The sequence below is a fragment of the Corynebacterium sp. MSK032 genome (assembly GCF_030232065.1).
Taxonomy (GTDB): Bacteria; Actinomycetota; Actinomycetes; order Mycobacteriales; family Mycobacteriaceae; genus Corynebacterium; species Corynebacterium jeikeium_D.
In genome coordinates this window covers 1-25,100 of the sequence record NZ_JASPJR010000005.1, presented here as the reverse complement: position 1 = coordinate 25,100, position 25,100 = coordinate 1, and the positions used below count along the sequence as shown (strand labels likewise).

Genomic DNA, 25,100 nt, shown 5'->3' with positions numbered 1-25,100 from the left:
TCGATAACTACAACGCACGGAGTTACGGAAATGTTCCCGTGAAAGTTGATGAATGTCAATAGGGTAATTTTGCCATGCAAATATAATGTTAAGAAAAACTGCCGCGACTAGCATTCTACGAGAACTGTAAAGGGTCCATCATTGACGGATGCGACCTCCATCATCGCTCCAAATTGTCCCGTTTCGACCGTCAAGCCACGATTGCGCAAGTTCTCGACAATTTTTTCTATGACGGGTCCGGCCTCTGGGCCCGGAGCCGCGTCTACCCACGACGGCCGCCGTCCCTTCTTTGTCGCCCCCATCAACGTGAATTGGCTAACAACGAGCACCGGGGCGCCAGCGTCGACAGCGCTGAGCTCGCCATCCAGAATGCGCAGCTCCGCAATCTTGCGGGCCATCGTTTCCCAAGCATCGGCAGTGTCCTCGCGGCCAACACCTACGAGCGCCAAAATGGCGCCGGTATCGCCTCCGTCAACGTGGCCAACAACGGAGCCGTCGACAGTGACTGACGCGGATTTAACTCGGGTGAGAACGGCTTTCATTTACTGTTTATCCTCCAAGAGCTCGGCGGGGAGAATCAGACCATGGCGAACCAAGTCAACGACGATGGGAACTAGGGCGTCCTTGATTGCAGGGACTTCGGACTCATCAAAGGCTCCAAACATTGCCATGATGTCGATGACGGAGCCCAGGGCAGCTTCGGGATGCAGTGCACCCAGGATGGTTGCGACGGACTCATCGATTGAGTGTGTCCAGGCGGGGCCGTCGGTGCGTGAGATGCGCGTATCGAACTCAGTGAAGCCCTGGCCGCTGTCGACGTCGGCAAGCGAAACGCGTTCTAAGGCGACGCCGGGTCGCACAGTAAAGGCAGCTTCGAGGATGGTGTTAGCAGTTTGTGCGCGAAGCCATTCGGCGCGGCCGAGATACTCCTGGGCTTCGGCGCCGAAGGGAGCGGCCAAAGGCTGCGGCATTTCTTCGCACACGGCGGAAGTCGGGCCGGCAATGCGTTGGACTGTGATGTAGCCGAACCCGATGCCTGTCACGCCGCTGTTGCGGAAGTGCTCCAGCCAGGCACGGGAGCGCTCGCAGCCTTCTGGGCTGCGGGGGTCGATGGACTCGTCTCGAAGCCAGGTGCCGATGTATTCCGCCGGCGTGGCGACATCTCGTTGTGTTACCCACACTTCGAGGCCTTCAGCAGGGAGCCAAGAGGCGATGCGCTGTTGCCAACTTTCGCCTTCGATATGGGCCCAAGCACCGAGCAGATGCGCCGTGCCGCCGTCGGTGAGATGGTCGGCCAGACCGCGGATCATAAGTTCGGTGGCACCGTCCAGATTCAATCCTGAGTCACGGTAAACATGTTCCACACTTGGCAGCCCTACGACGAACGGCGGGTTCGCCACAATGCGGTCAAACTTCTTGCCTGCAACCGGTTCAAACCACGAACCTTCGACGGCCTGCGCCTGGTCGAAGCCATTTGCGGCGAAAGCAGCGCGGGCAAAAAACAGCGCCCGGGGGTGAATGTCCGTCGCGACAATCGACTTTGCATCCGGCTGGGCAAGACTCTGGACGCCACAACCGGCACCGAGGTCGAGTACGGATTCCACCGCCGAGGTCGGCGAAATATCGAGGAGGGAGCGGGAAGCCCGCCCTACGCCCAAGACATGATCGGGTCCAGGAACGTGATCGCTCATAGAGGCATCGCGGTCGGAAAAGACAATACGGTCGACTCCCGCAATCTCGACCGGGCGCACATCGATACACACCTGTGCGTTGGTGGCGGTGCCGGCAAGTATGCCGCTGCCCAGTAACTTGGCTGTCAGCTCAGCCCCAAATAGCTGCTGTGCGTCGGCGAAATCGCCCAGGATGAAAAGACGCAACGCGGTCACAGTGTCCGCAGAAACGCCCTCAGTTTCGGTAAGTAGAACATCGACAACGCCGGGCTCACCGCGGTCCAGCGCGGCCAGTCCCTCGGCGCCTAGGACTCGACGCAGTGACTTACTGGAAAACTCAAGGCGCCTGAGCGCGGTGGCAAATTCCTCCGCACAGTCGACAAAATCACGAAGCTGCTGATCAGTCGGTGGGGTGAAGGTGGAGGGGGAAAAGGTCATCGTAGGCACTACCTTCGTCGTAAAGCGGGGCGGAGGGGCTAGTTAGGGGAGCTTGACGACGAATCGTCGTCTTCCGGCATATCGATGACATTTGCGTCATCGAAGGGATTTGAGGTGGTCTCGTTACCGGACTGCGTCGGTGCGTCGGTGTCTTCGGTACTGGCGGCAGAACCGAGCGCGCGCATCTCTGCTTCCTTGAGGGCGCGCTGGCGTTGCTGCTCCTCCCATTTGCGGTTTTGCTCGCGTACAACTCCAGGCTTGTAGACGCGCGGCTTACGCTTGTCAGCGGGTTCTCCAACGCCATTGGCGATGACAACCGCGATCCACGGCATGGGTACGGAGACGACCATGAGAATCGCTGCAATCCACGGCACATCCCACCACAGATAAAAAGCGCCGGAAAGAAGCAGCAGCGGAATGCGAGACCATTGCAGAGCCGCGTAGACGTGGCGGCGGTGGTCATAGTTGCGAATCCGAGAGCCGCGGGCGTCGGTAATCAACGCCGCGTCTTTCTTGCGTCGCCGGGAACTTCCGCGTTTCGGCAGCGCGGAGTCGCGACGGTCATTGATTCGCGCCATGGTTGTCTAGCATACGCCTGTGGCGTGGGGTCGTCTCAACTAGCTATGTCCGTTGCAGCCGCATGCTCGCGTAGTCGTAGCGATGTTGTGGATGGCTGTGGAAGGCAGCAGTCAGCAGCGGCCAGCACCTGGGTCACTGGGCATAATTTGACCGATGGGGCACAATTGGAATCTGTGAGCACTCCATTGAAGACGACAAAGACGATTGAACGCACCGATACCCGCGTCGATGAGTCGACGAGGGACGATACCCCGAAGTTCTTCCATTACGTCAAGAAGGACCAGATCGTGAACTCCGCGGTCAACGGCTCCTACGTCGTTGCTCTGTGCGGTGAAACCTTCCCTGTGAAGAAGTCAGCGAAGCCGGGTTCACCGGTATGCCCTGACTGCGAGCGGATTTACAAATCCCTGCGTCGCAAGTGAGCGGGCTTCGTAAATGGCAGCAGGAGGCTCTCGACAAATACCTGGCGACTAACCCCAAGGACTTCCTTGCAGTGGCGACACCGGGCGCAGGTAAGACGACCTTCGCCCTGCGTATCGCCAGTGAGTTGCTGTCGCGCCGGATTGTCGAGCGCATCATCGTCGTAGTTCCCACTGAACACCTGAAAGTGCAGTGGGCTGCTTCTGCTGCTCGTTCGGGGATTGCGTTGGATCCCAAATTCTCTAACGCCAAGGGTGTGGTAAACCCCTCCTACCAGGGAATTGTTGTGACCTACGCCCAAGTCGCAGTGCATCCGTTTAAGCACCATGCCGTAGCCACCGCTCGGCCGACATTGGTGATTCTGGACGAGGTGCACCACGGCGGCGATGCCAAGAGCTGGGGCGACGGTATTTCCGAAGCTTACGGCGATGTCGAACGCCGCCTGTGCCTAACTGGTACGCCGTTCCGCTCCGATGACGCGGCGATTCCGTTTGTTCGCTACTCGCCGGACGGCGATGGTTACTCGCGTTCCGTCGCCGATTACACGTACGGCTATTCCAATGCGCTTGCCGACGGCGTCGTGCGCCCAGTGGTCTTTTTGGCTTATTCCGGTGAAGCTCGCTGGCGTGATAGCGCGGGTGATGAGTTCGCTGCGCGACTGGGCACCGTGATGAGCCCAGAGGAGACCACGCGTGCTTGGCGCACCGCGCTTGACCCAAAGGGCGAGTGGATGCCATCTGTGCTGCGGGCAGCGCACACCCGGCTCTCGCAGATGAGGCAGCATATCCCGGACGCGGGTGGCCTAGTTATCGCCTCCGATGCGGCAACTGCCCGTGCGTACAAACGCATTCTCGAGCAGATTGCCTCTACGCCGGTGGCGTTAGTGCTCTCGGATGAACCGGGCTCGTCGGAACGAATCAAGACTTTCTCCGAGTCCACCGATGAGTGGATGGTAGCCGTGCGCATGGTCTCCGAAGGCGTGGACGTGCCGAGGCTGGCGGTCGGCGTGTACGCGACCAGTTCCTCGACTCCACTATTCTTCGCGCAGGCTATCGGACGATTCGTGCGAAGCCGCATGCCGGGGGAGACTGCTTCCGTCTTCTTGCCGTCGATTCCGGTGCTGCTCGACTTGGCCTCGCAGATGGAGGTGCAGCGCAACCACGTGCTCGGCAAGCCGGATCGGCCTTCGGAAGGCTGGGAGGATGACTTGGTCGCTGAGGCCAATCGCCGCAAGGATGAACCCGACGAATTGCTGCCGGCCTACGAATCCATTGGCGCGGATGCTGAACTCGACTACCTCATCTACGACGGCTCCTCCTACGGCACCGCAACCGTTGCTGGTTCCGCCGAAGAGGCCGATTATCTGGGTTTGCCAGGGCTTCTCGACGCCGATCAGATGCGACTCTTGCTGCGTCAGCGGCAGGATGAACAGCTTAAAGCCGCCAGTGCCCGAGAGAAGGAAGCCCGCGAGGAGGCGAGGGAATCGTCGTCAAGCGGAGGCGAAGGGGGCGCGGTCCACCGCATTGAAGGATCGGCGTACCCAAGGCCGCAGAAGGTGGCCAGTGAGGTGTTGCCGAAGTTGCGGAAGGAGCTCAATACGCTGGTGTCGATGACAGCGGCGCGAACCGGTAAGCCACATGGTCAAGTGCATAACGAGGTTCGGCGCGCCTGTGGTGGCCCGCCGACTGCGCTATGCACGGAGGAACAGTTGCGTGATCGCATCAGCTACCTGCGTAATTGGTAGGGTTTCAAACGAACTGAGCAATCTATGGTGGAGAGAAGAATGTCGGCAAGCAGTGATAAGTCGAGGCCGTCGGAATTGACCGGCGGTGGTTTGTCAGCTGTACCAGGCAATGACGGTCGGACTATTGGCGTGCTGGCACTGATCTTTGGCGTCGGCGGACTCTTGATGTCCTGGATGATTGTTGGTGGCATCCTCGGTGTCTTTGGCATTGTTCTAGGCATCATCGCGATGGCGAAGGCAATGAGTGCGAAGAAGCGCGTGCAGGCAGCTGGGGGAGACGCGGTCATCAGCGGTTCGTTCGGATTGGGCGTGGTCGGCATTGTGACGGGTATTGCGGCCGCCGTGGTGTCGCTGATGCTGTATTCGTCGACATCAGATGCGATGTCGAAGTGCGAGAAGTTCGAGCGCACCTCTGGAGAGTATGCCGAGTGCATCTCTAAGCAGATGGGTACTGATCAGCCAATGAAGCAATCGGAGTGAGTTCGGAAGCGACATCAATGGCGGTCTTACTTTGTGCCCGGAGTTTTCGGTCAACGCCAAATACGCAATCAGGAAATCAGCTAACCCCGTAATCCACCCCCGAAGCCCAACTGCCTGCAGTTTCGGCCGGGGGTTTCTTAGTGAAATCTCATATTTGGCCGAGTGTTGGTAATGATATTGGTGTCAGAAAGTACCCACATTTGGCATCCCCTACATGCGGTAAACGTTTGAACACGCGTGCAATACAGGATGTCTGCTGATTATTAAATAGGAGCGTGAATCGTGGCAGCGACATCTACGCGCGACAACTCCCCGGAACTGTCACCGGGCCAACAAGACCGTGGATACCTCAGCCGGGAGCTTTTCCGTAAGCGCACCGGTCTAGGACTCGGTATCATCCTGGCCCTGCTCGTGTACTTCTTTATGCCGGCTGAGCTCGATCACAACCTGCGTGCAACCGCAGGTGTAGCAGTGCTTATGGCCGTGTGGTGGATGTCCGAGGCTATCCCGATTGCCGTTACGGCTCTGCTGCCGCTGGCTCTATTCCCGATTCTCAACCTCGCGGAGATTAAGGATTTCTCGGGCAAGTACACAGACCCGACCATCTTCCTCTTTATGGGCGGCTTCCTGTTGGCGCTGGCGATGCAGCGTTGGAACCTCCACAAGCGCGTCGCATTGTGGGTTCTGGTGCTCATGGGGTCGTCACCAAAGATGCTGATTCTCGGCTTCATGGTGGCTACTGGCTTCCTGTCGATGTGGGTGTCCAACACAGCTACGGCCGTGATGATGCTGCCAATCGGTGTGTCCGTCCTGAGCCTCATTGTCCGAATGCTGCACGATGAGAAGATTGCTGCAGAGGATGCGGGCTCTGCGAGTGAATCGGTCGCCGAAACCCCCGGTGGGGATGCGCTGGAGGAGGCCGAGGAGTCGTCGTCAAGCTATGACCCGATGCCAAAGTCGAACTTCGGTATCGCGCTGATGCTGGGTATCGCTTACGCGGCATCGATTGGTTCGCTGGGCACCATTATTGGTACTCCTCCGAACGCTATGCTGGCGGCCTACATGGCGGAGCAGGGAGTCAATATTGGGTTTGGCCAGTGGATGCTGCTCGGTGTCCCGGTGGCGGTTGTGCTCATGCTCTGTGCATGGTTCCTGCTGACAAATGTTCTGTTTAAGCCGGAGATTACGCATATTCCAGGTGGGCGCGAACTCATGCGTGACGAGTTGAAGCGCCTTGGCCGTATGTCGACTGGAGAGCGCCGAGTGCTCCTGGTGTTTATCGCGGCGGCACTGGCGTGGGTCTTTGTTCCGGTGCTGCTGCCCGACACCAAGATTGCTGATGCGGTTATCGCAATGACCGTGGGTATTGCGTTGTTCCTTATTCCGGGTGGCCCTAATGGCGTGAGGCTCATGCGCTGGGAAAATGCGTTGGAGCTGCCGTGGGGTGTGCTGCTGCTGTTCGGTGGTGGCCTGGCGCTGTCCTCGCAGTTCGGTGCCTCTGGGCTGTCGGACTGGATCGGCGAGCAGCTGTCTACTCTCGGCTGGATGCCAGTGGCTGCACTCGTGGTTGTCGTCGGCGCCGTTGTGCTGTTCCTGACCGAGTTCACCTCTAACACCGCGACGGCCGCGACCTTCCTGCCGCTGGTTGGTGCGATGGCAATCGGTCTGGGCCACGACCAGATGATCTTCGCAGTTCCAGTTGCACTGGCAGCTACTTCGGCATTCATGATGCCGGTTGCAACACCGCCGAACGCCATCGCCTACGGCTCCGGCTACGTCAGCATGCACAACATGGTCAAGGCCGGTGTCTGGCTGAACATCGTCGCACTGATCGTGATTTCTGTGGCGTCGCTGACGCTGCTGCAGTGGGTATTCGGCGTCGTGTACTAGCTGGGTAGGTAGTAGCCCGTAGTGGATGGTGGGCCAGTGTGCTGAACCACCATCGGGCTTCTCCGCCTAGCGTTGCTCAGATGCTCCTTCGCCCCGTTACACTTTGGTGGTTCGGGGCTTTTGGCTGCAAATGTGAAACTGTGTGAGTTTATGACACTTTCAGGCCATTTTTGAGGTCATTTTTGACATAAACGCAGTCAGTAACTCACTAGCGCTGACACCAAAAGAAAAACCGGGCTCGAATAAGGTGTGAAACCTCATTCAAGCCCGATTCTCTGGGGCTAGCTGTTAGCCCCTGAACAACTTCAGGTTAAAGCTTTACTCCAAGTAGTCGCGCAGAACCTGCGAACGCGATGGGTGACGCAGCTTGGACATCGTCTTGGACTCGATCTGACGGATGCGCTCGCGTGTCACACCGTAGACCTGGCCAATCTCGTCAAGCGTACGCGGCATGCCGTCGGTAAGGCCGAAGCGCAGGCGGACGACACCGGCTTCACGTTCGGAGAGAGTCTCCAGAACGTCGCCAAGCTGGTCCTGGAGGAGCGTGAAGCTGACGGCGTCCACAGCGATGACTGCCTCTGAGTCCTCAATGAAGTCACCGAGCTGGGAGTCGCCCTCGTCACCGATGGTCTGGTCCAGCGAAATGGGTTCACGAGCGTACTGCTGAATCTCGAGAACCTTTTCCTCGGTGATGTCCATCTCCTTAGCGAGCTCTTCCGGAGTGGGCTCGCGGCCCAAATCCTGGAGCAACTCGCGCTGGATACGGCCGAGCTTATTAATGACCTCAACCATGTGAACCGGAATACGAATGGTTCGAGCCTGGTCGGCCATTGCACGAGTAATTGCCTGGCGAATCCACCAGGTTGCGTACGTGGAGAACTTGTAGCCCTTGGTGTAGTCGAACTTCTCGACGGCGCGAATCAGGCCGAGGTTGCCCTCCTGAATCAAGTCGAGGAAAGCCATGCCACGGCCGGTGTAGCGCTTTGCCAGGGACACCACAAGACGGAGGTTGGCTTCGAGCAGGTGATTCTTGGCGCGCTGACCGTCACGAGAAATCTCGCGCAAGTCGCGCTTCTGAGCGTAAGCGATGCGCTCGCCGGCTTCCTTGGCCTCGTCAATCTTGTACTGCGCGTACAGACCGGCCTCGATGCGCTTTGCCAGACTGACTTCTTCCTCGGCAGTCAGCAGCGCGACCTTACCAATCTGCTTGAGGTAGGCGCGGACAGAGTCGGCGGAGGCGGTGAGGGCAGCATCTTTGCGGGCCTGACGCAGACGAGCAGACTCGTCCTCGTTCCAGACCTCGTCGCCCTCGTCCTCTTCATCCTCGTCTTCGTCTTCGTCCTCGTCGTCCTCTTCTTCATCATCGTCGAGGTCGTCGTCTTCGAGGTCGTCATCATCCAGATCGTCGTGAAGATCATCGTCTTCGAGATCATCATCCAGATCCGGGTCGTAGTCCTGCTCCTGCTCCAAGTCGTGGTCGAGTTCCTCGTCCTCGAGTTCTTCGTTCTCAGTTGCGTCGAGAGCCTGCGCGTCCTTCGCCTTCGCTGCAGCAGCCTTGGCCGCGGTGGCCTTCGCAGCCGTTGTCCGCTTAGTTGCCTTCTTGGCGGCGGCCTTACGCGTGGTTTTCTTAGCGACGGACTTCTTGGCCGCCTTCTTCACGGTCTTCTTGGCCGCTGCCTTCTTAGCGGTCGTCTTCTTCGCCGCAGTTTTGGTAGCAGCCGTCTTTTTGGCAGCAGTCTTCTTCGCGGCAGTCTTCTTTGCCACGGTCTTCTTCACTGCCTTCTTGATGGCCTTCTTTACAGCCTTCTTTGCAGGAGTAGCTGAACCGGTGCCACTCCCGGTGGATTGGTCCTGAGCTTGCCCCAGTTCGTTGCCTGCCACGAACGCCCTTTCACGATGTACGTTGTGTGCGCCGCCAAAGCCGCCGCCAGCTTCTCTCGGTCGAAGAGAAGCTCAACGCGCCAGTGGTGCGCCTTTACTTCGTCTATAGCCAACTAGCCGAATGGAAAACATTCAGAGCTGACCTTTTCGTGCCACGGTCATCAGTGTTGCTTTCTGGCTCCTAGCGAAGAAGTAATCGGTGAAAATCCTCATCGAAGCAGTGCGCTGGAATTCGATTTTCCCAATCCTCCTCGAGCCTGTTGATTATTCAACCTTGCCGTGAGTCAACTTCTTATTGTAAACCAATTCTTAAAATCGCCGCCACGGGGCATGGCTTCAAGCACGTGTCACGCCCGACACGTAGCTACCAATCCCCATATAAGAAATGAAAGTGGTTAAGGGTAAAGTCCCTGGTCAGCTGCAAAGGCGGCGCCAGCAATACCCGCATTATTATCCAAACTTGCGGGGACAACTGGAGTCTTACATGTCAACAGCGGAATCCACTTTTCGTGTTCGCGACTGATTCCGCCGCCGACGATGATCCGTGACGGCCAAAACAGCGCCTCGTAGGTCTTAAGCACCTTGCTCACGCGCTCAGCCCACTCTTCGAAGCCGAGCCCCTCCACATCCTTAACTCTCGCGGATGCAAAGTGTTCGGCCTCCATGCCATCAATGATGAGGTGGCCTAACTCCGAATTGGGGTAGAGCAGTCCGTCATGAATAAGCGCGGAGCCGATGCCTGTACCAAAAGTTAGCAACAACACGGCGCCTGTCTTATTGCCCGGATCGCCAAACTGGACTTCAGCGAGGCCGGCAGCGTCAGCGTCGTTAAGCACGTGCGCCTTGTTGTTGGGCAGGTATTTAGCGAAGAGCTCTTGGCAGTTCGTATTAACCCAAGAACCGTCAATATTGGCGGCCAGCAAGGCAATCTGATTCTGTACGACGGACGGAATCGTGATGCCGACATCGGAATCCCACTTCGCAATGTCCACAATTTCTGCAATGGTCTCCGCAACCGCTTCCGGAGTTGCCGGCTGTGGCGTGAAAATTTTAATGCGGTCGCCAATAAGCTGCCCAGTATCAAGATCCACGCGGCCCCCTTTGATTCCAGAGCCTCCGACGTCGATGCCAAATCCAATTCGTTGTCCCATAGCTCAAATTGTACGAAACAGACACAATGGGGGGCATGAGCATGAACTCGCGTGGCACCGAACAACTCGCTAGCAGGGCAGATAATAGGGGGTTTAGTGCGTCGAATAGCCCCGGTTCCGTGCGACCCAGCGTCAGGGATCTGCGTGACCGCGCGGTACTTATCGCCCGCGCAGCCGCGGCGCACATCGCCAGTCGTCGGGTCGAACTCGGCTCCGATGGCGTTTTAGCAAGTTCCGAAACGAAGTCCTCAGCTGTAGACCCCGTCACCGTTGTCGACCGTGAATCTGAGGAGCTCATTCGTTCGCTTATCAAGACGTTTAGCAGCTCTGACCGCATTTTGGGCGAAGAAGGCGGGCTTGACGACGGCGCGAGTTCCCCAGCGCAGGCTGCCAACGAGGGCGAAGCGGTGACCTGGATTGTAGACCCCATCGACGGTACGGTGAATTTCCTCTACGGCATGCCCAATTTTGCTGTGAGTATCGCTTGCGCCGTAGGCGATGAGGTAGTGGCGGGTGCAGTGGCAAATGCGTCCTCGGGAGAGATTTACAGTGCAGCTAAGGGAGAGGGCGCTCAGGTTTCTCGACGGGACGGCACTGTGCAGACGCTTAGTTGTTCCCCAACGGCCGAGCTGGAAAAGACACTTGTGGCAACGGGATTCAGCTATTCCGCTAGTCTCCGGCAGGTGCAGGGCCGGATAGCGTCGCAGTTGCTGGGGGAGTGTCGAGATATTCGGCGCATGGGATCGGCGGCGCTGGATTTGTGCATGGTGGCGCACGGCCGTGTTGATGCGTATTACGAACACGACATCAAGATTTGGGATTATGCAGCTGGTGCTCTGATTGCGGCTGAAGCAGGCGCAAGGATTAGGGTCCCGGAATTCACTCAGTGTGCCAACGTTACTGGCCGGCCGGAGGGAGACCCGCTCGACTTTGGTGTCGGTGCGGCGAACTCTGAAGTTGCCGATGCGTTCTTCGAGGCATTGGATGGTGCTGTCGCGCAGGCTAGGAATTAGTGCGTCGGTCTAGGAGCAGGTGCTCGAGCCTAACGAGCTCAACCCCTCTAGGTCGGCTTGTTCGCCACGGTTCAATGCGGACATCGTTTCCTCAACCTGGCTGGCTACTTCGAGATCCTTAAACCCCTTACCCAAGGACACATCGACGGTTGCATCCGGCCGACCATCGTGGATGAGCTCAAAGCAGGGGAAAAGAGCGTGAAGCGCTGCGGCGTGGCCATTGAAGTCCTCGCCATAACGCAGCTGGCCGAAGCAACCGAGGTCTTGGTTTTCCACAATAGGGTCGTTGCCGTAGGGAACCTGCTCATCGAGGACAAAATCGAGCTGCCGCAATTGCTCGGCGACGGTTGTAGCCTGGCCGACTTTGCCGTTGGCATTATAAACGCGCACATGAACATCCGACGGTGGAACGACGTGCTCTCCGATTAGCGTGGTGGAGGAAACAGGGGTGCCAGCCGCGGGGAGGGAACAGGACACCGGATAACTTGCCGGTTGGCTCCGGAATGCCAATACCCACAACGTAGCGGCAATCACTACAGCAACGACGGAAACAACCACGTAGGGAACAATTTTTCGTCGATGTGATGCGCTCGTAATGCTCGCGGGGCCTGAACTCATAGCCATCATGTTATCGTCTCCTCGTCTAATAGGCATAGAAACCTATTTTGACCTGCAGAGATGACAGATTGCGTGAATTGCCTTAATATCCGCTGAGAAAGGCACTGGAGAGTACAGGGTGTCAATCGTCTCAACGCGTTGTATTCTCCGAGAAAAAGTCAGTTCACAATGTCTAGCAAAGGTCCAGAAAGAAGGTTTGGGACATGGCTGTAAACTACGATGCCCCGCGTACTCGTGAAACCGAAGAGCTGGAGACCGATTCCCTCGAGGGCCTTCAGGCTGCATCTGCTGAGAAGGAAATCGACGACACTGACGACGGCGAAATTGTTGAGCCGTTCGAGTTGCCGGTTGCCGACATCGCGGGTGAAGAATTCGATATGGATGTTGCCCCGAAGGGGGAGGATGAATTCACCTGTGGCTCCTGCTTCATGGTGATGCACCGCTCAATGATCGCAATCGATAACGGCGATGGATTCCCCATCTGTCAGGACTGTGCCTAATCCCCGCACAGCCGGGATAGCTTCCTAGGAAAAAGGAAAACCGCCACTACCACGGTTCTGGCGGCGCTGGGGCCGTCGGCAAGCGTGTAGCGGCGGTGAGAGATTTGACCTAGCGGTCGAAGAGACTGTCAAGCAGTGCCTCGGGGTGGCGGGTGGAGACCAGCCAATAGGGGGTGGGGTCGTCCGGATCGTCGAGGACTAGCAGCACCATCGTGGGAATCCACGTGTGTGTAACCAGGAACGCTGCTGGATCGAGCTGACGGCCCAACGCATTGCGCTGCGCGGACTTCGGGACCACCAGGGATTTGGCAACAACCGATGCTGGCAAAACTGCCGTGCCAGCGTGAAGCCAGCGTTCACCAGTGCTGTCCACTTCCACGGACACCGTGGTCTTCGACATAGTCAACAGCACCCACACGCCCACGGCCAGACAAATAATGCCGCCGATGACAAGCCAAATCGGTGAACGGTTAAAGCCAATCTGGGCCGTGCATACAAAAACGGCAGCAGCGCCGAGTACCCAGAACCACCAGGGAACCCAGAGCTTTTCGGAATAGACAATCGATGAATCTCCGCTCGAGCTCATTGCTATTGCCGCACCTTCAGAGACGGATGCTGAGCTGTCGTCGCGACGAGGCTGCAGGTTATCTTTTCCACTCACGGTTATCCATTCTAGGGCACGGCTATGCTCGGTACTGACAAGGCCGAAGTGCGGTTCTTAAAAGACGCGACAGCGAAGGATATACAAAGAGATGACTTATGCCCCGGTGCAAGTGAAAAAGCTCGCTAAAGACGCTGTGATTCCCCAGCGTGCGCATGCCGATGATGCCGGTGTGGATTTGAGCTCAGTGGAGGATGTCATCCTAGCACCAGGGCAGCGGGCGCTCGTGGGAACCGGTATTGCCATTGCTTTGCCGGCGGGCACAGTGGGATTGGTTCATCCTCGCTCCGGATTGGCTTTCAAAAAGGGGCTGTCCATCGTCAACGCTCCCGGCACGATTGATGCCGGTTACCGTGGTGAGCTTAAAGTCTGCCTGATCAACTTGGACCCGACCAATGCGGTGGAGATCGCCAAGGGCGATCGAATTGCCCAATTGGTTGTGCAGAAGGTCGAGCTCAGCCCGCTGGTGGAAGTCGATGAGCTCGATGAAACTGAACGCGGCGTGGGAGGTCACGGGTCAACCGGAGTGTCCACGACGCTTTAAAACGCCTCTGACAGCGCGGGGACCCTACCAAGTGTGGTTCAATGCGTGAAGAGCTCAATAAAGCGTTTACAAAAGCGTATACAAAGATTTCTTTTTAGCGAGGTGTCAATAAACCACCATGTGGCCATTTGGAAAGAAGAACCAGCCAGAAGAACCAGCTGCTGAGGCAGAGACCGTTGCCACCGACTCTGCGGCGCCAGCTTCTGAGGAGGCTACCGCAACCGTGCATGACGACGCGTCGGAAACCGCCGCGGAGAACGCACCAGCAAACGGCCCCTTCGATATCAACAGCGCTAGCCCGACGCAGTTTGATTTTTCGGACTTCGCGAAGGCCAGCCTGAACCTCGGTTCGATGCTGCTGCCTATTCCTCACGTTGGTGATATTCAGGTGGAGATGGGGCCGACAGGTCCAACCATGCTGCACGTCGCCACTGAGCATGGCCGCGTAACTCCTGTAGCATTCGCTGCTCCGACGTCGGGTGGCCTCTGGGAGGAGTCCGCTCAGGAAATCAAGGACGGTCTTGAGTCCGATGGCCTCGATGTCCATGTCGAGCAGGGGCCGTGGGGTTCTGAGGTCGTAGGTCGCACCTCCGATATGGAAATGCGAATCATCGGCGCCGACGGCCCGCGTTGGATGCTTCGCATGACGGCCTCCGGTCCGGCTGATCGGGCGGAGGAACTTGCGAATCTCGCCCGCGGTCTCCTTGCCCGTAGCTTCGTCTCTCGCGGTGAGAACCCGATGCCAGCAGGTCAGCCGCTTCCGGTTACGCTGCCGTCCCAGATGGCCGAGCAGATTCGTCAGGCATACCAGCAGCAGACCCAGGCTGCTCAAGCTGAAGGTGAACCTGGACAGGTGCCAGGCGCTACTGGTATCAACCCGGATGGTTCCACCAATTAGTTTGGTTAACCCTACAGCATAGAGAGGCTAGCTGCTTGACAAGGTAGAAGAGGATCTGCAGGTGCCACTGTGCACTGCCCGCCGCCGTCACCCGACGGCGGCTTTTCTCTTGTCAGCGGGTAGTATCACACTGCGTGAACATCGAAGTGACTATTGACCGTCCCGCTGCCGGCGGAGAATTCATTGCCAGCTATGACGGACGTATCGGTTTCGTCACCGGCGGTATCCCCGGCGAACGCGTTGTTGTCGAAATTGCCAAACCTGATGCCAAGCTTTGGCGCGGCAATGTCGTTGAGGTTCTGGATGCCTCAGAGCATCGAATTTCGCAGCGTTGCGAAGCAGCTCAGCAGGGCGCGGGCTGTTGCGACTGGGGTTTTATTGATCCTGAGCACGCGGCGCGTCTCAAGGCTGATGTCTTGACCGATTGCCTGCGCCGTCTTGGACGTTTCACCGCCGACGAGCTGCCAGCTATCGATGTTCTTCCACTGGCTCCGACCTCCCGTTGGCGCACGCGCGTGCGGCTGGGTGTGGATTCCCAGGGACGAGCGGGATTACGTCGTTCCCGTTCCCACGAGCTCGTCATCGGCTCCGAGTGCGTCCAAACAGTTCCCAATCTCATCGCTGGCTTTTCGACGGCCGGAACCATCCCTGTTGCTAAGCCTGCTCGCGGTCGAGGGAGCAAGAAGCCGAAGCCAGGAGAACTCCATGTGGCCATGGACACGGAGGGTAACCGAAGTGCTGTATACGTTTCCGGCAGCGGCAGGAACCGCACGCAAACGTTGATTGAAGGCGAGCCAACTACACAGCACACCGTTCACGGAATTACTTTCGATGTGCCGACGACCGGTTTTTGGCAAGCCCATTGCCATGCCCCTGAGTTCTATGGATCGCGCATCATCGACCTGTTGGTTGGTCAGTCTTTCTCCTGCGGTTGGGATCTTTACGGTGGCGCAGGCGTTCTGTCGGCGGCACTGCGCAAGCTAGTTGACGCAGAGGGTTCAATTCTCTCTGTCGAGGGTTTTGCCGCGGCCGCGACGGCGGGGCGCAAGGCTTTCACTGCAGCTGACCACAGTGGAAATGCGTCGCCTGCGGCACCAGTCCGGTTCGTAACCGGGGATGTCACCAAGGTAGTGCGCCACGAAGTTGCTAATGCGGAAACACCAAACCCGGATATCGTCGTTCTCGACCCTCCGCGCTCCGGTGCTGGTAAGGATGCCATTGCCGCTATTGCAGAAGCCAAGCCACGCACGGTCGTACATTTCGGTTGCGATCCGGCGACTTTTGCCCGCGATGCCCGGTACTGGGCTGACTATGGCTACGCGTTCAAACACCTCGAGGTCGTGGACGCATTTGGTCTAACGCATCACTTTGAAACCATCGCGGTGCTGGAGCAGCTGTAGCTAGAGTGGCTGCCGCATGGGCGCAAGAACGTTGGCGCCGATCACGTCGGCAAGCAAATGTGCCTGCCATGGGCGGAAACCCTGTTCCCTGAGGTGAGCGGAGATTTCTGTAACGGCTGGCAGGCCGCCAGCGTAGTTGTCGTGGTGGCGGAATACGAATGAGCCGACTGCGCGACTGTGAATCCACCACACCAGTTCACGTGTCTGCGCGGAAGTGATGAGTGTGTCTTTGCGCAGGTGTATTTGGGCACAGACGTTGTCGATGCAGTCTCGCGTGGTTTCGAAAATCTCGGCGGCTTGTGGGGCATGTTCAGCCCAACGGCGAAAGTGGGGCATCTGGTTGGGAGCCTGCTTCTGGGGCTTCGGCCATGACGACCTGGGTTCCTGACGGGCTTCATTAACGACCTTCAACCAAGCGTCCGCGGCACCGCGACGGCGACGTGGAAATCCACGGATTGCAGTTAGTTCACGCTGCGTACCGGGGAGTTGTTCTGCGATTGTACGTAGAACGCTGTGACCCATGACGTGTGTTGGGGAGACATCACGGCGCTGCGCGATTTCGTCACGCTCAGTCCACAGTGCACGGGCGACGTGAAGTTGTTCGGGAGTGCGCAGCTTCCCAATCCCTTTGAGCCCCTGCCACGAGTGTCCGACGTGCAGACCATCGAGGTATTTACGGTTTAGAGCGAGTTCGCGTTCGCATTCCTGTTCCAGCCATTCCAAACGGTCGAGCTCAGTCAGCGCCTGACAAAGAACCTCGGCGAGTTCGATGAGCAGCTCGACATCCAAGGCTGCGTAGTCCAGCCAATCTGCTGGCAGTGGACGAGTAGACCAATCCTCTCGACCGTGCCCCTTGGCAAGTCCAACTCCGAGGAGTCGCTCTGTCAGAGCTGCTAAGTTGACTCGCTCCAGGCCGAGAAGGCGGCCGGCCAGCTCAGTGTCAATGACTTTGGTGGGGTAGAGACCCAGAGCTGCGAGGCAGGGAAGGTCAGAATGAGCGGCGTGAATAATCCAGGTCAGGTCGTTGACTGAGGAACCGAAAACGGCCATCGCCTTGCGACCATCTTCGGGATCGATGAGAAAGGTGCCCGCTCCACGGCGGCGAAATTGAAGCAAGAAGGCGCGGTCGTCGTAGCGATATGCCGAAGCTCGTTCAGTATCGACTGCGAGCCAACCGTGTCCTTTGGCCAGCTGCTCACCGGCGTCAATAATGTCGTCGATGGCAGAAAGCACGCGTGGAGTTCCCTCGGCTGGGGCAAGTCTTACTTCTACGTCGGGACTAGTTTCCACGTCGGAGCTCATCGCACGCCTCTTCGGTCGTCGGTATCAGCAGTCGCCGGTATCAGCCCAGCAGGGAAACGCCGACGGGTGGCAGACCAGCGACGTTCGCTAGTACCTGAGCGAAGGATTCAACGTGGGTGCGCAGGTCGGTGCCACGAGCAGTCCACGATGCGCGCATTTCTAATTGAAAGGCCTGTGGCTTGCCGCCGATCTCGCCATAGCGGACAGAGTTCGTAGTAGTCACCGTGCCACCCAAGTTCGACAGTTCGGCGTTGTTCTCAGCCAGAGCCTCGGTGAGCCATTGCCAGGCAACCTGGGGAAGCAACGGATCTTCCGCGAGGGAGGCATCCATATCCGCCTGGATGTATGCAACCAAGCGCATGTCACCGTCCCAGGTTTCCTCACTGCGGGGGTCATGGAGCAAAATTAAACGACCAAAGGCATCGTCGTCCGAGGACTCGGGGACGATATCAGCTTCGGGCTGCGTGACCTCAAGCGAGACAGCGTGGCTAAACGGTGCCAGCTTCTGCGGTGGCCGAACGGTGCCCAGAGCAATCTCAGGTCGCAGTTCAGCAGAGTGCATTGACTGGACCGCGGCGCGGAAGTTCTGTGGCATTGAATCGGTTCCATTCACGCGCCTGAACTTAGCCATATGACGCTTGCGTTAGTGGGAGGCGCGCCGAAAAGAGTGGGAAGCGACCAAGCGGTTCGTCGAAAACGCACAGCAGGGCGAGAGAATTTCCTGTTCTTAGTACCCCACATATCAATTTCTAAGGTAAGTGGGGCATGATTGTCCGTATGAACAATCGTCGCACTTTGACTGATGCCCCGATTCTTGATGCAGCTTACGGTCGAACTCCTTCGCGCCGCCCGGTGTGGTTTATGCGGCAAGCTGGTCGTTCACTGCCTGAGTACCGTGAGGTGCGCAAGGACATCGGTATGTTGGACTCTTGCTTCCGCCCGGAACTGCTCGCTGAGATTACTATGCAGCCGGTACGTAGGCACGACGTTGATGCTGCGATTCTTTTTTCCGATATCGTCGTGCCGCTGAAGGCTGCGGGTGTCAACCTGGATATTGTTCCTGGCCGCGGTCCAGTAATGGATACTCCGGTGCGCTCGGAAGCAGACATCAAGGCTCTACCGGAAGTCACGGAAGAGCAACTCGCTCCGGTGGCCGAGGGTATCGGCCTCATTCTGCAAGAGCTGAATGATACCCAGGCACTCATTGGTTTCGCCGGTGCACCGTTCACCTTGGCGTCGTACCTGATTGAAGGCGGTCCATCCCGCAATCACGAGCGCACTAAGGCGCTGATGCACTCGGACCCTGAATTGTGGGATCACCTGATGCAGAAAATCACTCCGATGGTGATTGCTTTCCTGCGCGCGCAGATTGGCGCTGGTGTGGACGCTATTCAGCTCTTCGACTCCTGGGCTGGCTATCTCACCGAGCGTGATTACCGCCGCTTTGTGTTGCCGTACTCGAAGGAAATCTTCCAGGCTGTCGCCGACGCCGGCATTCCGCGCATCCACTTCGGTGTGGGCACCGGCGAGCTTCTCGGTGCGATGGCTGAAGCCGGCCCAGAAGTCATGGGCGTCGACTGGCGCGTGCCACTGGACGTTGCTGCCAACCGCATTCGTGCCACGCTTTCCGACGTTCACCGAGGCGCAGACCCGGCGGAAAACAGCCTTGCATTGCAGGGCAACCTTGACCCGGCGATTCTCTTTGCCGGTGAAGATGCAATGACCCAAGAGATTCAGCGCATCTGCTCTGAGGCGGACCGTGCAATTAAGCGTGGTGACGCCCGTGGACATATCTTCAACTTGGGTCACGGGGTGCTACCGAATACCGATGCCGACGCGATTACGCGCGCCGTTGAGATCATTCACGCAACGTAAAAGCCGACGCAACAGGCGTGTAAAACACGCACTAGCTAATTTCCTACAAGTCTTATCGACCGTGCCCGCTCGAGGCGCGGGCATAGAGAAAGCGTACGAAATACCGTGGTTGCACAACCTTCTACCATTGCCGTCATAGGTGGCGGTATCTCCGGCCTGAGCGCAGCGTATGAGTTGCGTAAAAAGCTCGGACCCGCCGCAAGAATAATTGTCATCGAGTCCAGTGCACAGGTCGGCGGCAAGCTGAAGACTCGACCAGGAGCTAACGGCCCTCTTGAGGCGGGCGCTGAGGCGTACCTGGCGTTCCGTCACGATGCCACCGATTTTTTCAAGGAACTCGGGTTGGCAGATCAGCTAGTCGCCCCTTCGGGGCTGCCTTCCAAGCTCTACATTGGCGGTGAACTCAAGGACCTTCCGCGTAACACGGTCACCGGTATTCCAGGAAGTTCAGAAGGGTTGGGCTACCTCCTCAGCGAGGCCACCCTCGCCAAGATTGATGCCGAGTCGAACCCCGAGCTCACTCCAGCCTTGCACTGGGTACTGGGTGACGACATGAATGTCGGCCAGCTGGTCGCGGCGCGGCTCGGTGAGGAAGTCGTTGACCGCATCGTCTCCCCGCTGCTCGGGGGCGTCTACTCAACCACCGCATACGATCTGGGTCTGCGTGCGACCATCCCACAGCTGGCGGCAGCGCTTGATGAAATGGCTAGTGTCGGTGACCATGTCAGCCTCACCGGCGCTGTCCAGCGCGTTCTGGAAGCACGTAAGGAGGCGCAGCAGGCGCGTCTGAGTAGTGAGGCTGCGACAGATTCGACGAAGACGAAGCGACCGGTGGTCTTCCAAACGTTCCGCGATGGCTTCGAGGTTCTCTACAACACGCTTGTCGACGAATCGGGAGCCGAACTCCTCTTGTCGACGAAGGCTACTGGTCTGCGCCAGCATGACAACGGCTTTGAGGTGACAGTGGAACTGCCGTCGGAAAGCGGCACGAGCATTAGCACTATCGACGTCGACGGTGTTGTCGTGGCGGCACCTTCTGCAACCACATCGGAGCTGTTGAGCAATCTTGCGCCAGAGGCGGCCGAGCTCATTGGTGGGGTAGACACGTCGAACTCGGCGGTGGTCGGTATGTGTTTCGACTCGTCGGAAGGACTGCCGGAGATCAACGGCGTGTTGTGCGAGATTGGTGCTGACCTGTCCGCGAAAGCTTTTACAGTGTCGTCCCGGAAGTGGCCACATATTGGTGAGCGCTACGGTGCCGTTGTGAGGGCAAGCTTCGGCCGTTTTGATGATGACTCGCACGTGCATCGTAGCGACGAGGACCTCATCGCCAGGGCAAAAGCAGATTTGGCTAAGGCGACTGGCTTTGATGCCGAACCGACAGCGGTTTTCGTCCAGCGTTGGTGGGCGGGGATTCCACGCTTCGATATGGGGCATGGAGGCCTGATGGATTTTGCTCGCCAGGATTTGGCCGAGGTGCCTAAGCTTGCAGCAACAGGGGCGTGGCTCAGTGGCCCGGGCATTCCGGAATGTATCTCCAACGCCAAGGCTGCGGCCAGCAAGATTGCTGCGGAGCTGGCATAAAGCTGCGAGATTGGTGCTGAGTACGAAACTGGCGCTGACCCATCGTTTTTAAACAAACCTTTCAACCGAACTAGGAGACAACTAATGACCAAGCTCGATTTCAAGAAGCTCAACGACACCATCCGCTACACCATGTGGTCTGCCTTCAAGGTGACCCCAGGTGCACTCGGTGATAACCGCGAAGAGGCAGTGGCTAAGACCAAGGAATTCCTGGCTCGTTACGAAGACACTGATCTGATCATCCGTGGTTTCTACGATGTTTCGGCCATGCGTGCTGAAGCCGACTTCATGTTCTGGATCCACGCAGAGAAGCTGGAAGACCTGCAGGCGTTCTACAACGCCTTCCTGCGCGAGACTCCGCTGGGCAAGGCATCCACTCCGCACTGGTCGAACGCTGCGCTGCACCGTCCAGCTGAGTTCAACAAGTCGCACCTGCCGTCGTTCATCATGGGTGAAGAGCCGGGACGATGGATTGCGGTTTACCCCTTCGTTCGTTCCTACGACTGGTACCTGCTGGAGCCGACCGAGCGACGCCGCATCCTTGCTGAACACGGTATGGCCGGTCGTGACTACCCGGATGTGCGCGCCAATACTGTCCCGGCGTTCGCACTCGGTGACTACGAGTGGATCCTTGCATTCGAGGGGCCGGAGCTCGACCGCATTGTGGACTTGATGTGGAAGATGCGTTACACCGAGGCTCGTCTGCACGTCCGCGAAGAGATTCCGTTCCACACGGGACGTCGCGTCGATGACATCGCAGAGATCATCAACGTTCTGCCGTAGCTCACGCAATCAACGAGAGAATCAGCAGCGCCGCTGGTCAAGCCCCGTTAACTGACGGGATTTTGACCAGCGGCGCTGCTTCTCTATCTAGTTATTCAGCCGTCTTGTCCGGTTCGAGCGTGAGTGAAATTGAATTGATGCAATAACGCAGGTCGGTCGGAGTATTGTATCCCTCACCCTCAAAGACGTGGCCGAGGTGAGACTTGCAACGACTGCACAGCACTTCGGTACGGACCATACCGAGGCTGGTGTCTCGGCGCTCAATAATCCGGTCTCCAGCTAGTGGAGAGAAGAAGGATGGCCAACCGCAGTGAGAGTCGAACTTCTCGTTCGACCGAAACAGCTCGTAACCACAGGCCCGGCAGCGGTAGACACCTTGAGTCTCGGTATCGGTGTACTCACCGGTGAAGGCGCGTTCAGTACCTGCCTGACGCAAAACCTGGTACTCCGCGGCACTGAGGCGTTCGCGCCATTCTTCTTCGCTCAGATTCCAGTCTTCGCTATGCGATTCAACCATTCTGAATAGCCTCCTCAGATTTGAGATTAGATTCCTGATTAGACTTCCTGCCTGCTATCTTCCAGTCGCTTAGCCAGCTGAAGCCGGATGCAAAGCTACGGCCATTGACGGCATCCACAATCGTCATTCGAATGAGTGCTGCCGTGATGGAGAGGATTAGAACGGCCCAACCAATACCGCCGATTGCAACTGTGAACCACGGGAAAAAGAGGTCATCTTCATCAATCCACCAATTGGCGTAGAAGAAACAGAGTACGACTCCGAGTCCTGCGCCCCAATTCAACATGACTGTCGAACCAATATTTCCTTCATTGTCGCGAGCCAAAACCAATGGGCGAAGCACGGTGAGAACCATTGGCAAGAGTGTCATCGAGTAGTACTGCTGTCCCAGGCTGGAAAGGAAGAACGCGCCGGTGAAGAGAACTCCGGAAGTCGTAGCAATCCAGAATTTCTCATCCCTTTCGAGCCAGCGAAGAAGGAGCACGACAGATACCAAGACGAAAATGCCGAAAAAGACTTGCCACAGCAAGATCAGTGTCGGGTGGGCACCCAGCCAAACAAGCTGCCCAGTCAGTGAAGCATTTGCAAAGTCACGGACAACTCCCAGGTAGGGGATAGTGATATCTAGGTAGTCACGTGGTTGGACCATGAGCGGCCACGCGATGACATTGGCTGCAATCACCACTCCGATACTGGTCAGTACCGTAGAGAACTGCCTGCGCATGAACGGTAGGAACAGCATTGGCAAGAATACAGGTTTAATGGTGATTGCGATACCGATGATCAGGCCGGCCAGGATATTGCGCCGCTCGGTCAGAGCAATAAAAAACAGCACTAATGCAAGGAACAGTGAACCGTTGACGTTCGTAAAATCAAGGGTGTTGGTAACGGGTTCCGTGAGGTAGAGCAGTGCTATCGACGCTGGAATGATGGGGCCAGAGCGCGCAATACCAAGCCACCTCAGCAGCAATACAATTGCCGCAATGATTGCAGCTGACTGAAACACCGCAAACCAGATTCGGCCCGATTCAAGCGAGCCGAACAAATCAATCGGGGCTAAAAGTAGGGTAGCGCCTGGGGAATACAGATAGTGCGGATCGGCTGTTACGTAGTCTTCCGAATAAACGGGTACCTGCGATACGAATCGATTAATTGCCGACCAGACCGTCGTAAAGTCATCTGTGCCAGAAACGTCTTTCGGCAAAACCCAGGTGCGGTGAAAAATCACCACAGCTGCGATAGGCCACAAGAAAGCGCTGAGTCCTCGCGACACGTGCCGAGACAGAGGGCGTGGAGCCACCGAATTTGTCTCTGGCGTGTCCTTGGACGTTTGCGTTAATGCCGTTGCGCTTGCGCTCACGTCGATTTTTGGTTTACTCACAATACTCCACCCTACTGGGTGAAGCTGCGGGAATAGCGTAGGAAGATGTGTGAGTCGGAACGTAGGATATCCCGCACTTCGAAAGCCTGCGGGTTCGTCGAGTTCCCGTCATCATCAGGGTCGTTCTCGCCGAAAGTCAGGGGACCGTTACCCACCCACATCGGCGACAACGTCAGGAACAGTTCGTCGACGCACCCGTTTTTGAATGCTTCTCGATACATTGTCGGTCCACCCTCTACGACAATGTCCCGATACCCATGTTCGGCCAGCCACGCTAACGCCGCTTCTACCGAGGGGTCAGGGAGCTTAACGACGCGAGCTCCGACTGACTCTATCTTTTTAACTTTGTTCTCGTGCGCGGCTGTTTCCTCTTCGCTATTAAAAGTGTCCTCAGTAGGGGTGAAGATTATCGGAGAATTCGCTTCTGCGTTTGTAAAAAAGTCGGACTCTACGTCCAAGTCCAAGGAACGCGAGAGCGTGGACATTGCCACATGCTCAGAGCGACCAAGCTTTTGACGAACGGCCTCTAGGTGCTCCGGTATCTCAACTGGGCCGTAGTCTTCTGCGACAATGGTGCCCGTGCCGACGAAAACGACGTCGGCAAGCGCACGAAGCGTGTTGAAAATTGTGGCGTCGGTGTCATTGCCAAGCTGTCCTGAGGCGCCTTCGATGGCGCCACGTCCGTCCATACTGGTGACGGCGATGGCGGTAACTGTGGGAGTGGCGGGGAGCTTCGGCGCTGAAGCAGGTGTCGTTTGTGCTGGTCGGGAAAGAAAGTGAAGAATTTCATCGGTAGATGGGTTTGCGGATGTGAGTGTAGCCATACCGCCGAGGTTAAGCTCACGATTGCAGAGTAGGCAAGGCCTGCCTTATAAGGGCAGTGCCATAATCGTTGTTGTTTGCGAGGGTTTTACCTATAGTGAAGGTATGCGACTCACAGATACCCTTGAAAAGGCATTCAACGACCAGATCACTATGGAGCTCACCGCTTCGCACGTCTACCGTCAGCTCGCTATCGAGCTGGACCTGCTGGACCTTTCTGGTATGGCAGAGTGGATGCGTGCACAGGCGGAGGAAGAAATCGATCACGCCAATCAGTTCATTAACCACCTTGACGCTCGCGACAATCGCCCGCAGATCGGCGCAGTCGAGGCGCCGGAGGTGAAGGTCACATCCGCTATCGATGCATTCCGCATTGCGCTCGAGCACGAGGAGAAGGTTTCGGCATCTATCCGTAACCTGCGCAACCTTGCTGACAGCGAAGGTGACATCGACTCTCGTCCGCTGCTGGATAGCTTCGTAGTTGAGCAGATTGAGGAAGAGGACACCGTCCGCGGCATCATCGGTCGCCTGGAGATTCTGGGTGACGATGGCGCTGGCCTGCTGCGCCTGGACAAGGAGCTCGGTGCTCGCGACGCAGCGTAACCTCGAGTTCAGTTCACAAATTTGATAGAAAAGACCGCTCCAGGGCTAAGTTCCTGGGGCGGTCATTTCTATTCGGCTGGAGTCTCAATCGATGGGCTCGGCGTCCAGTCAAACCTAAATTCGTGGAGCTGCCATGTGCTGATCATTCATAGTCCCAAGCGAGTGAGCTGCTCAGCAAAGCCCGCCGAATTGGAAAACTTGGCAGCCGAGACGCCCGGTGAAAGACATGTCTTGCTACTTAACACGGGGGAGCGGTACGGCTCAATGAAGGGTTAAGTGACAAAAAGTGTGTCTGATTTTCAGCCTATTTGCTGGTCAGGCCGCATAAAACGGGCTTATATAAGGT

General features: G+C 57.4%; 25 protein-coding genes. 13 read left to right on the top strand and 12 right to left on the bottom strand.

Annotated features, from left to right (window positions below; translation table 11 throughout):
- Positions 1-107: 107 nt before the first annotated feature.
- Genes dtd through QP995_RS04070 form a run of 3 tightly spaced genes read right to left on the bottom strand, consistent with a single transcriptional unit; the run spans position 108 to position 2,686 of the window.
- Complete coding sequence (gene dtd, locus QP995_RS04080; RefSeq protein ID WP_049170914.1) at positions 108-542, bottom strand: D-aminoacyl-tRNA deacylase; 435 nt, start codon at positions 540-542, stop codon at positions 108-110.
- Complete coding sequence (locus tag QP995_RS04075) at positions 543-2,108, bottom strand: DUF7782 domain-containing protein (protein WP_284852942.1); 1,566 nt, start codon at positions 2,106-2,108, stop codon at positions 543-545.
- A 38-nt stretch (positions 2,109-2,146) separates the two neighbouring features.
- Positions 2,147-2,686 (bottom strand): DUF3099 domain-containing protein, encoded by a 540-nt coding sequence (locus QP995_RS04070; protein WP_016422647.1) that lies wholly within the window; start codon positions 2,684-2,686, stop codon positions 2,147-2,149.
- 174 nt (positions 2,687-2,860) lie between these two features.
- Here QP995_RS04070 and QP995_RS04065 point away from each other — a divergent pair, with 174 nt between their 5' ends.
- The 4 genes from QP995_RS04065 to QP995_RS04050 all read left to right on the top strand — a co-directional run bounded on the left by QP995_RS04065 (position 2,861) and on the right by QP995_RS04050 (position 7,221).
- Positions 2,861-3,109 carry a DUF3039 domain-containing protein gene (locus tag QP995_RS04065; RefSeq protein WP_005509477.1) on the top strand — a complete coding sequence of 83 codons (249 nt, stop codon included), beginning with the start codon at positions 2,861-2,863 and terminating at the stop codon, positions 3,107-3,109.
- Entirely contained in the window at positions 3,106-4,851 is a 1,746-nt protein-coding gene (locus QP995_RS04060; protein ID WP_016422648.1) for a DEAD/DEAH box helicase, read from the top strand. Before QP995_RS04065 ends, QP995_RS04060 begins: the two co-directional genes overlap by 4 nt.
- Positions 4,852-4,890: 39 nt before the next feature.
- Positions 4,891-5,331: a hypothetical protein gene (locus QP995_RS04055; protein ID WP_070429445.1), complete on the top strand. Its 441-nt coding sequence runs from the start codon at positions 4,891-4,893 to the stop codon at positions 5,329-5,331.
- A gap of 282 nt (positions 5,332-5,613) precedes the next feature.
- The gene (locus QP995_RS04050) at positions 5,614-7,221 is read left to right on the top strand and encodes an SLC13 family permease (RefSeq protein ID WP_284852941.1); all 1,608 of its coding nucleotides are present in this window, start codon (positions 5,614-5,616) and stop codon (positions 7,219-7,221) included.
- Positions 7,222-7,539: 318 nt separating this feature from the next.
- Here QP995_RS04050 and QP995_RS04045 read toward each other — a convergent pair whose 3' ends face one another.
- Both QP995_RS04045 and ppgK read right to left on the bottom strand, forming a co-directional pair.
- Positions 7,540-9,102 carry an RNA polymerase sigma factor gene (locus QP995_RS04045; protein WP_016422651.1) on the bottom strand — a complete coding sequence of 521 codons (1,563 nt, stop codon included), beginning with the start codon at positions 9,100-9,102 and terminating at the stop codon, positions 7,540-7,542.
- 395 nt (positions 9,103-9,497) lie between these two features.
- Entirely contained in the window at positions 9,498-10,253 is a 756-nt protein-coding gene (gene ppgK / locus QP995_RS04040; protein ID WP_070642196.1) for a polyphosphate--glucose phosphotransferase, read from the bottom strand.
- Positions 10,254-10,372: 119 nt separating this feature from the next.
- Here ppgK and QP995_RS04035 point away from each other — a divergent pair, with 119 nt between their 5' ends.
- Positions 10,373-11,266: an inositol monophosphatase family protein gene (locus QP995_RS04035; protein ID WP_239660062.1), complete on the top strand. Its 894-nt coding sequence runs from the start codon at positions 10,373-10,375 to the stop codon at positions 11,264-11,266.
- A 9-nt stretch (positions 11,267-11,275) separates the two neighbouring features.
- Here the strand turns inward: QP995_RS04035 and QP995_RS04030 are convergent, their stop codons facing one another.
- Positions 11,276-11,884 (bottom strand): LytR C-terminal domain-containing protein, encoded by a 609-nt coding sequence (locus tag QP995_RS04030; RefSeq protein WP_168166690.1) that lies wholly within the window; start codon positions 11,882-11,884, stop codon positions 11,276-11,278.
- A 203-nt stretch (positions 11,885-12,087) separates the two neighbouring features.
- Here QP995_RS04030 and QP995_RS04025 point away from each other — a divergent pair, with 203 nt between their 5' ends.
- Complete coding sequence (locus tag QP995_RS04025; protein WP_016422655.1) at positions 12,088-12,384, top strand: DUF4193 family protein; 297 nt, start codon at positions 12,088-12,090, stop codon at positions 12,382-12,384.
- Between the two features lie 109 nt (positions 12,385-12,493).
- On the opposite strand, the gene QP995_RS04020 is transcribed toward QP995_RS04025, so the two are convergent.
- The gene (locus QP995_RS04020; protein ID WP_049173043.1) at positions 12,494-12,970 is read right to left on the bottom strand and encodes a DUF3093 domain-containing protein; all 477 of its coding nucleotides are present in this window, start codon (positions 12,968-12,970) and stop codon (positions 12,494-12,496) included.
- Positions 12,971-13,136: 166 nt separating this feature from the next.
- Here QP995_RS04020 and dut point away from each other — a divergent pair, with 166 nt between their 5' ends.
- The 3 genes from dut to QP995_RS04005 all read left to right on the top strand — a co-directional run bounded on the left by dut (position 13,137) and on the right by QP995_RS04005 (position 15,887).
- A complete protein-coding gene (gene dut, locus QP995_RS04015) occupies positions 13,137-13,589 on the top strand; it encodes a dUTP diphosphatase (RefSeq protein WP_016422657.1) in 453 nt (150 codons plus the stop codon).
- 118 nt (positions 13,590-13,707) lie between these two features.
- Positions 13,708-14,487, top strand: a complete 780-nt coding sequence (locus tag QP995_RS04010) for a DUF3710 domain-containing protein (protein ID WP_049173039.1) — start codon at positions 13,708-13,710, stop codon at positions 14,485-14,487.
- Between the two features lie 134 nt (positions 14,488-14,621).
- Positions 14,622-15,887 (top strand): class I SAM-dependent RNA methyltransferase, encoded by a 1,266-nt coding sequence (locus tag QP995_RS04005; RefSeq protein WP_284852940.1) that lies wholly within the window; start codon positions 14,622-14,624, stop codon positions 15,885-15,887.
- On the opposite strand, the gene QP995_RS04000 is transcribed toward QP995_RS04005, so the two are convergent.
- Together QP995_RS04000 and QP995_RS03995 are read right to left on the bottom strand one after the other, a co-directional pair.
- A complete protein-coding gene (locus QP995_RS04000) occupies positions 15,888-17,189 on the bottom strand; it encodes an HRDC domain-containing protein (protein ID WP_016422660.1) in 1,302 nt (433 codons plus the stop codon).
- 40 nt (positions 17,190-17,229) lie between these two features.
- Positions 17,230-17,784 carry a DUF3000 domain-containing protein gene (locus QP995_RS03995; RefSeq protein ID WP_016422661.1) on the bottom strand — a complete coding sequence of 185 codons (555 nt, stop codon included), beginning with the start codon at positions 17,782-17,784 and terminating at the stop codon, positions 17,230-17,232.
- 170 nt (positions 17,785-17,954) lie between these two features.
- Here QP995_RS03995 and hemE point away from each other — a divergent pair, with 170 nt between their 5' ends.
- The 3 genes from hemE (at position 17,955) to hemQ (ending at position 21,431) form a co-directional block, all read left to right on the top strand.
- Complete coding sequence (hemE, locus tag QP995_RS03990; RefSeq protein WP_049173035.1) at positions 17,955-19,064, top strand: uroporphyrinogen decarboxylase; 1,110 nt, start codon at positions 17,955-17,957, stop codon at positions 19,062-19,064.
- Between the two features lie 105 nt (positions 19,065-19,169).
- Entirely contained in the window at positions 19,170-20,648 is a 1,479-nt protein-coding gene (gene hemG / locus QP995_RS03985) for a protoporphyrinogen oxidase (protein ID WP_049173033.1), read from the top strand.
- 84 nt (positions 20,649-20,732) lie between these two features.
- Complete coding sequence (gene hemQ / locus QP995_RS03980; RefSeq protein ID WP_049173031.1) at positions 20,733-21,431, top strand: hydrogen peroxide-dependent heme synthase; 699 nt, start codon at positions 20,733-20,735, stop codon at positions 21,429-21,431.
- Between the two features lie 91 nt (positions 21,432-21,522).
- On the opposite strand, the gene msrB is transcribed toward hemQ, so the two are convergent.
- The 3 genes from msrB to QP995_RS03965 all read right to left on the bottom strand — a co-directional run bounded on the left by msrB (position 21,523) and on the right by QP995_RS03965 (position 24,153).
- Positions 21,523-21,948, bottom strand: coding sequence for a peptide-methionine (R)-S-oxide reductase MsrB (gene msrB / locus QP995_RS03975; protein ID WP_256881629.1), 426 nt, complete (start codon positions 21,946-21,948; stop codon positions 21,523-21,525).
- Positions 21,941-23,197, bottom strand: a complete 1,257-nt coding sequence (locus QP995_RS03970; protein WP_284852939.1) for a glycosyltransferase family 87 protein — start codon at positions 23,195-23,197, stop codon at positions 21,941-21,943. The genes msrB and QP995_RS03970 overlap by 8 nt, the downstream gene beginning before the upstream one ends.
- A gap of 143 nt (positions 23,198-23,340) precedes the next feature.
- Entirely contained in the window at positions 23,341-24,153 is an 813-nt protein-coding gene (locus QP995_RS03965; protein WP_284852938.1) for a dihydrofolate reductase family protein, read from the bottom strand.
- A gap of 103 nt (positions 24,154-24,256) precedes the next feature.
- Here QP995_RS03965 and QP995_RS03960 point away from each other — a divergent pair, with 103 nt between their 5' ends.
- Positions 24,257-24,754 carry a ferritin gene (locus QP995_RS03960; RefSeq protein WP_016422668.1) on the top strand — a complete coding sequence of 166 codons (498 nt, stop codon included), beginning with the start codon at positions 24,257-24,259 and terminating at the stop codon, positions 24,752-24,754.
- Positions 24,755-25,100: the final 346 nt, after the last annotated feature.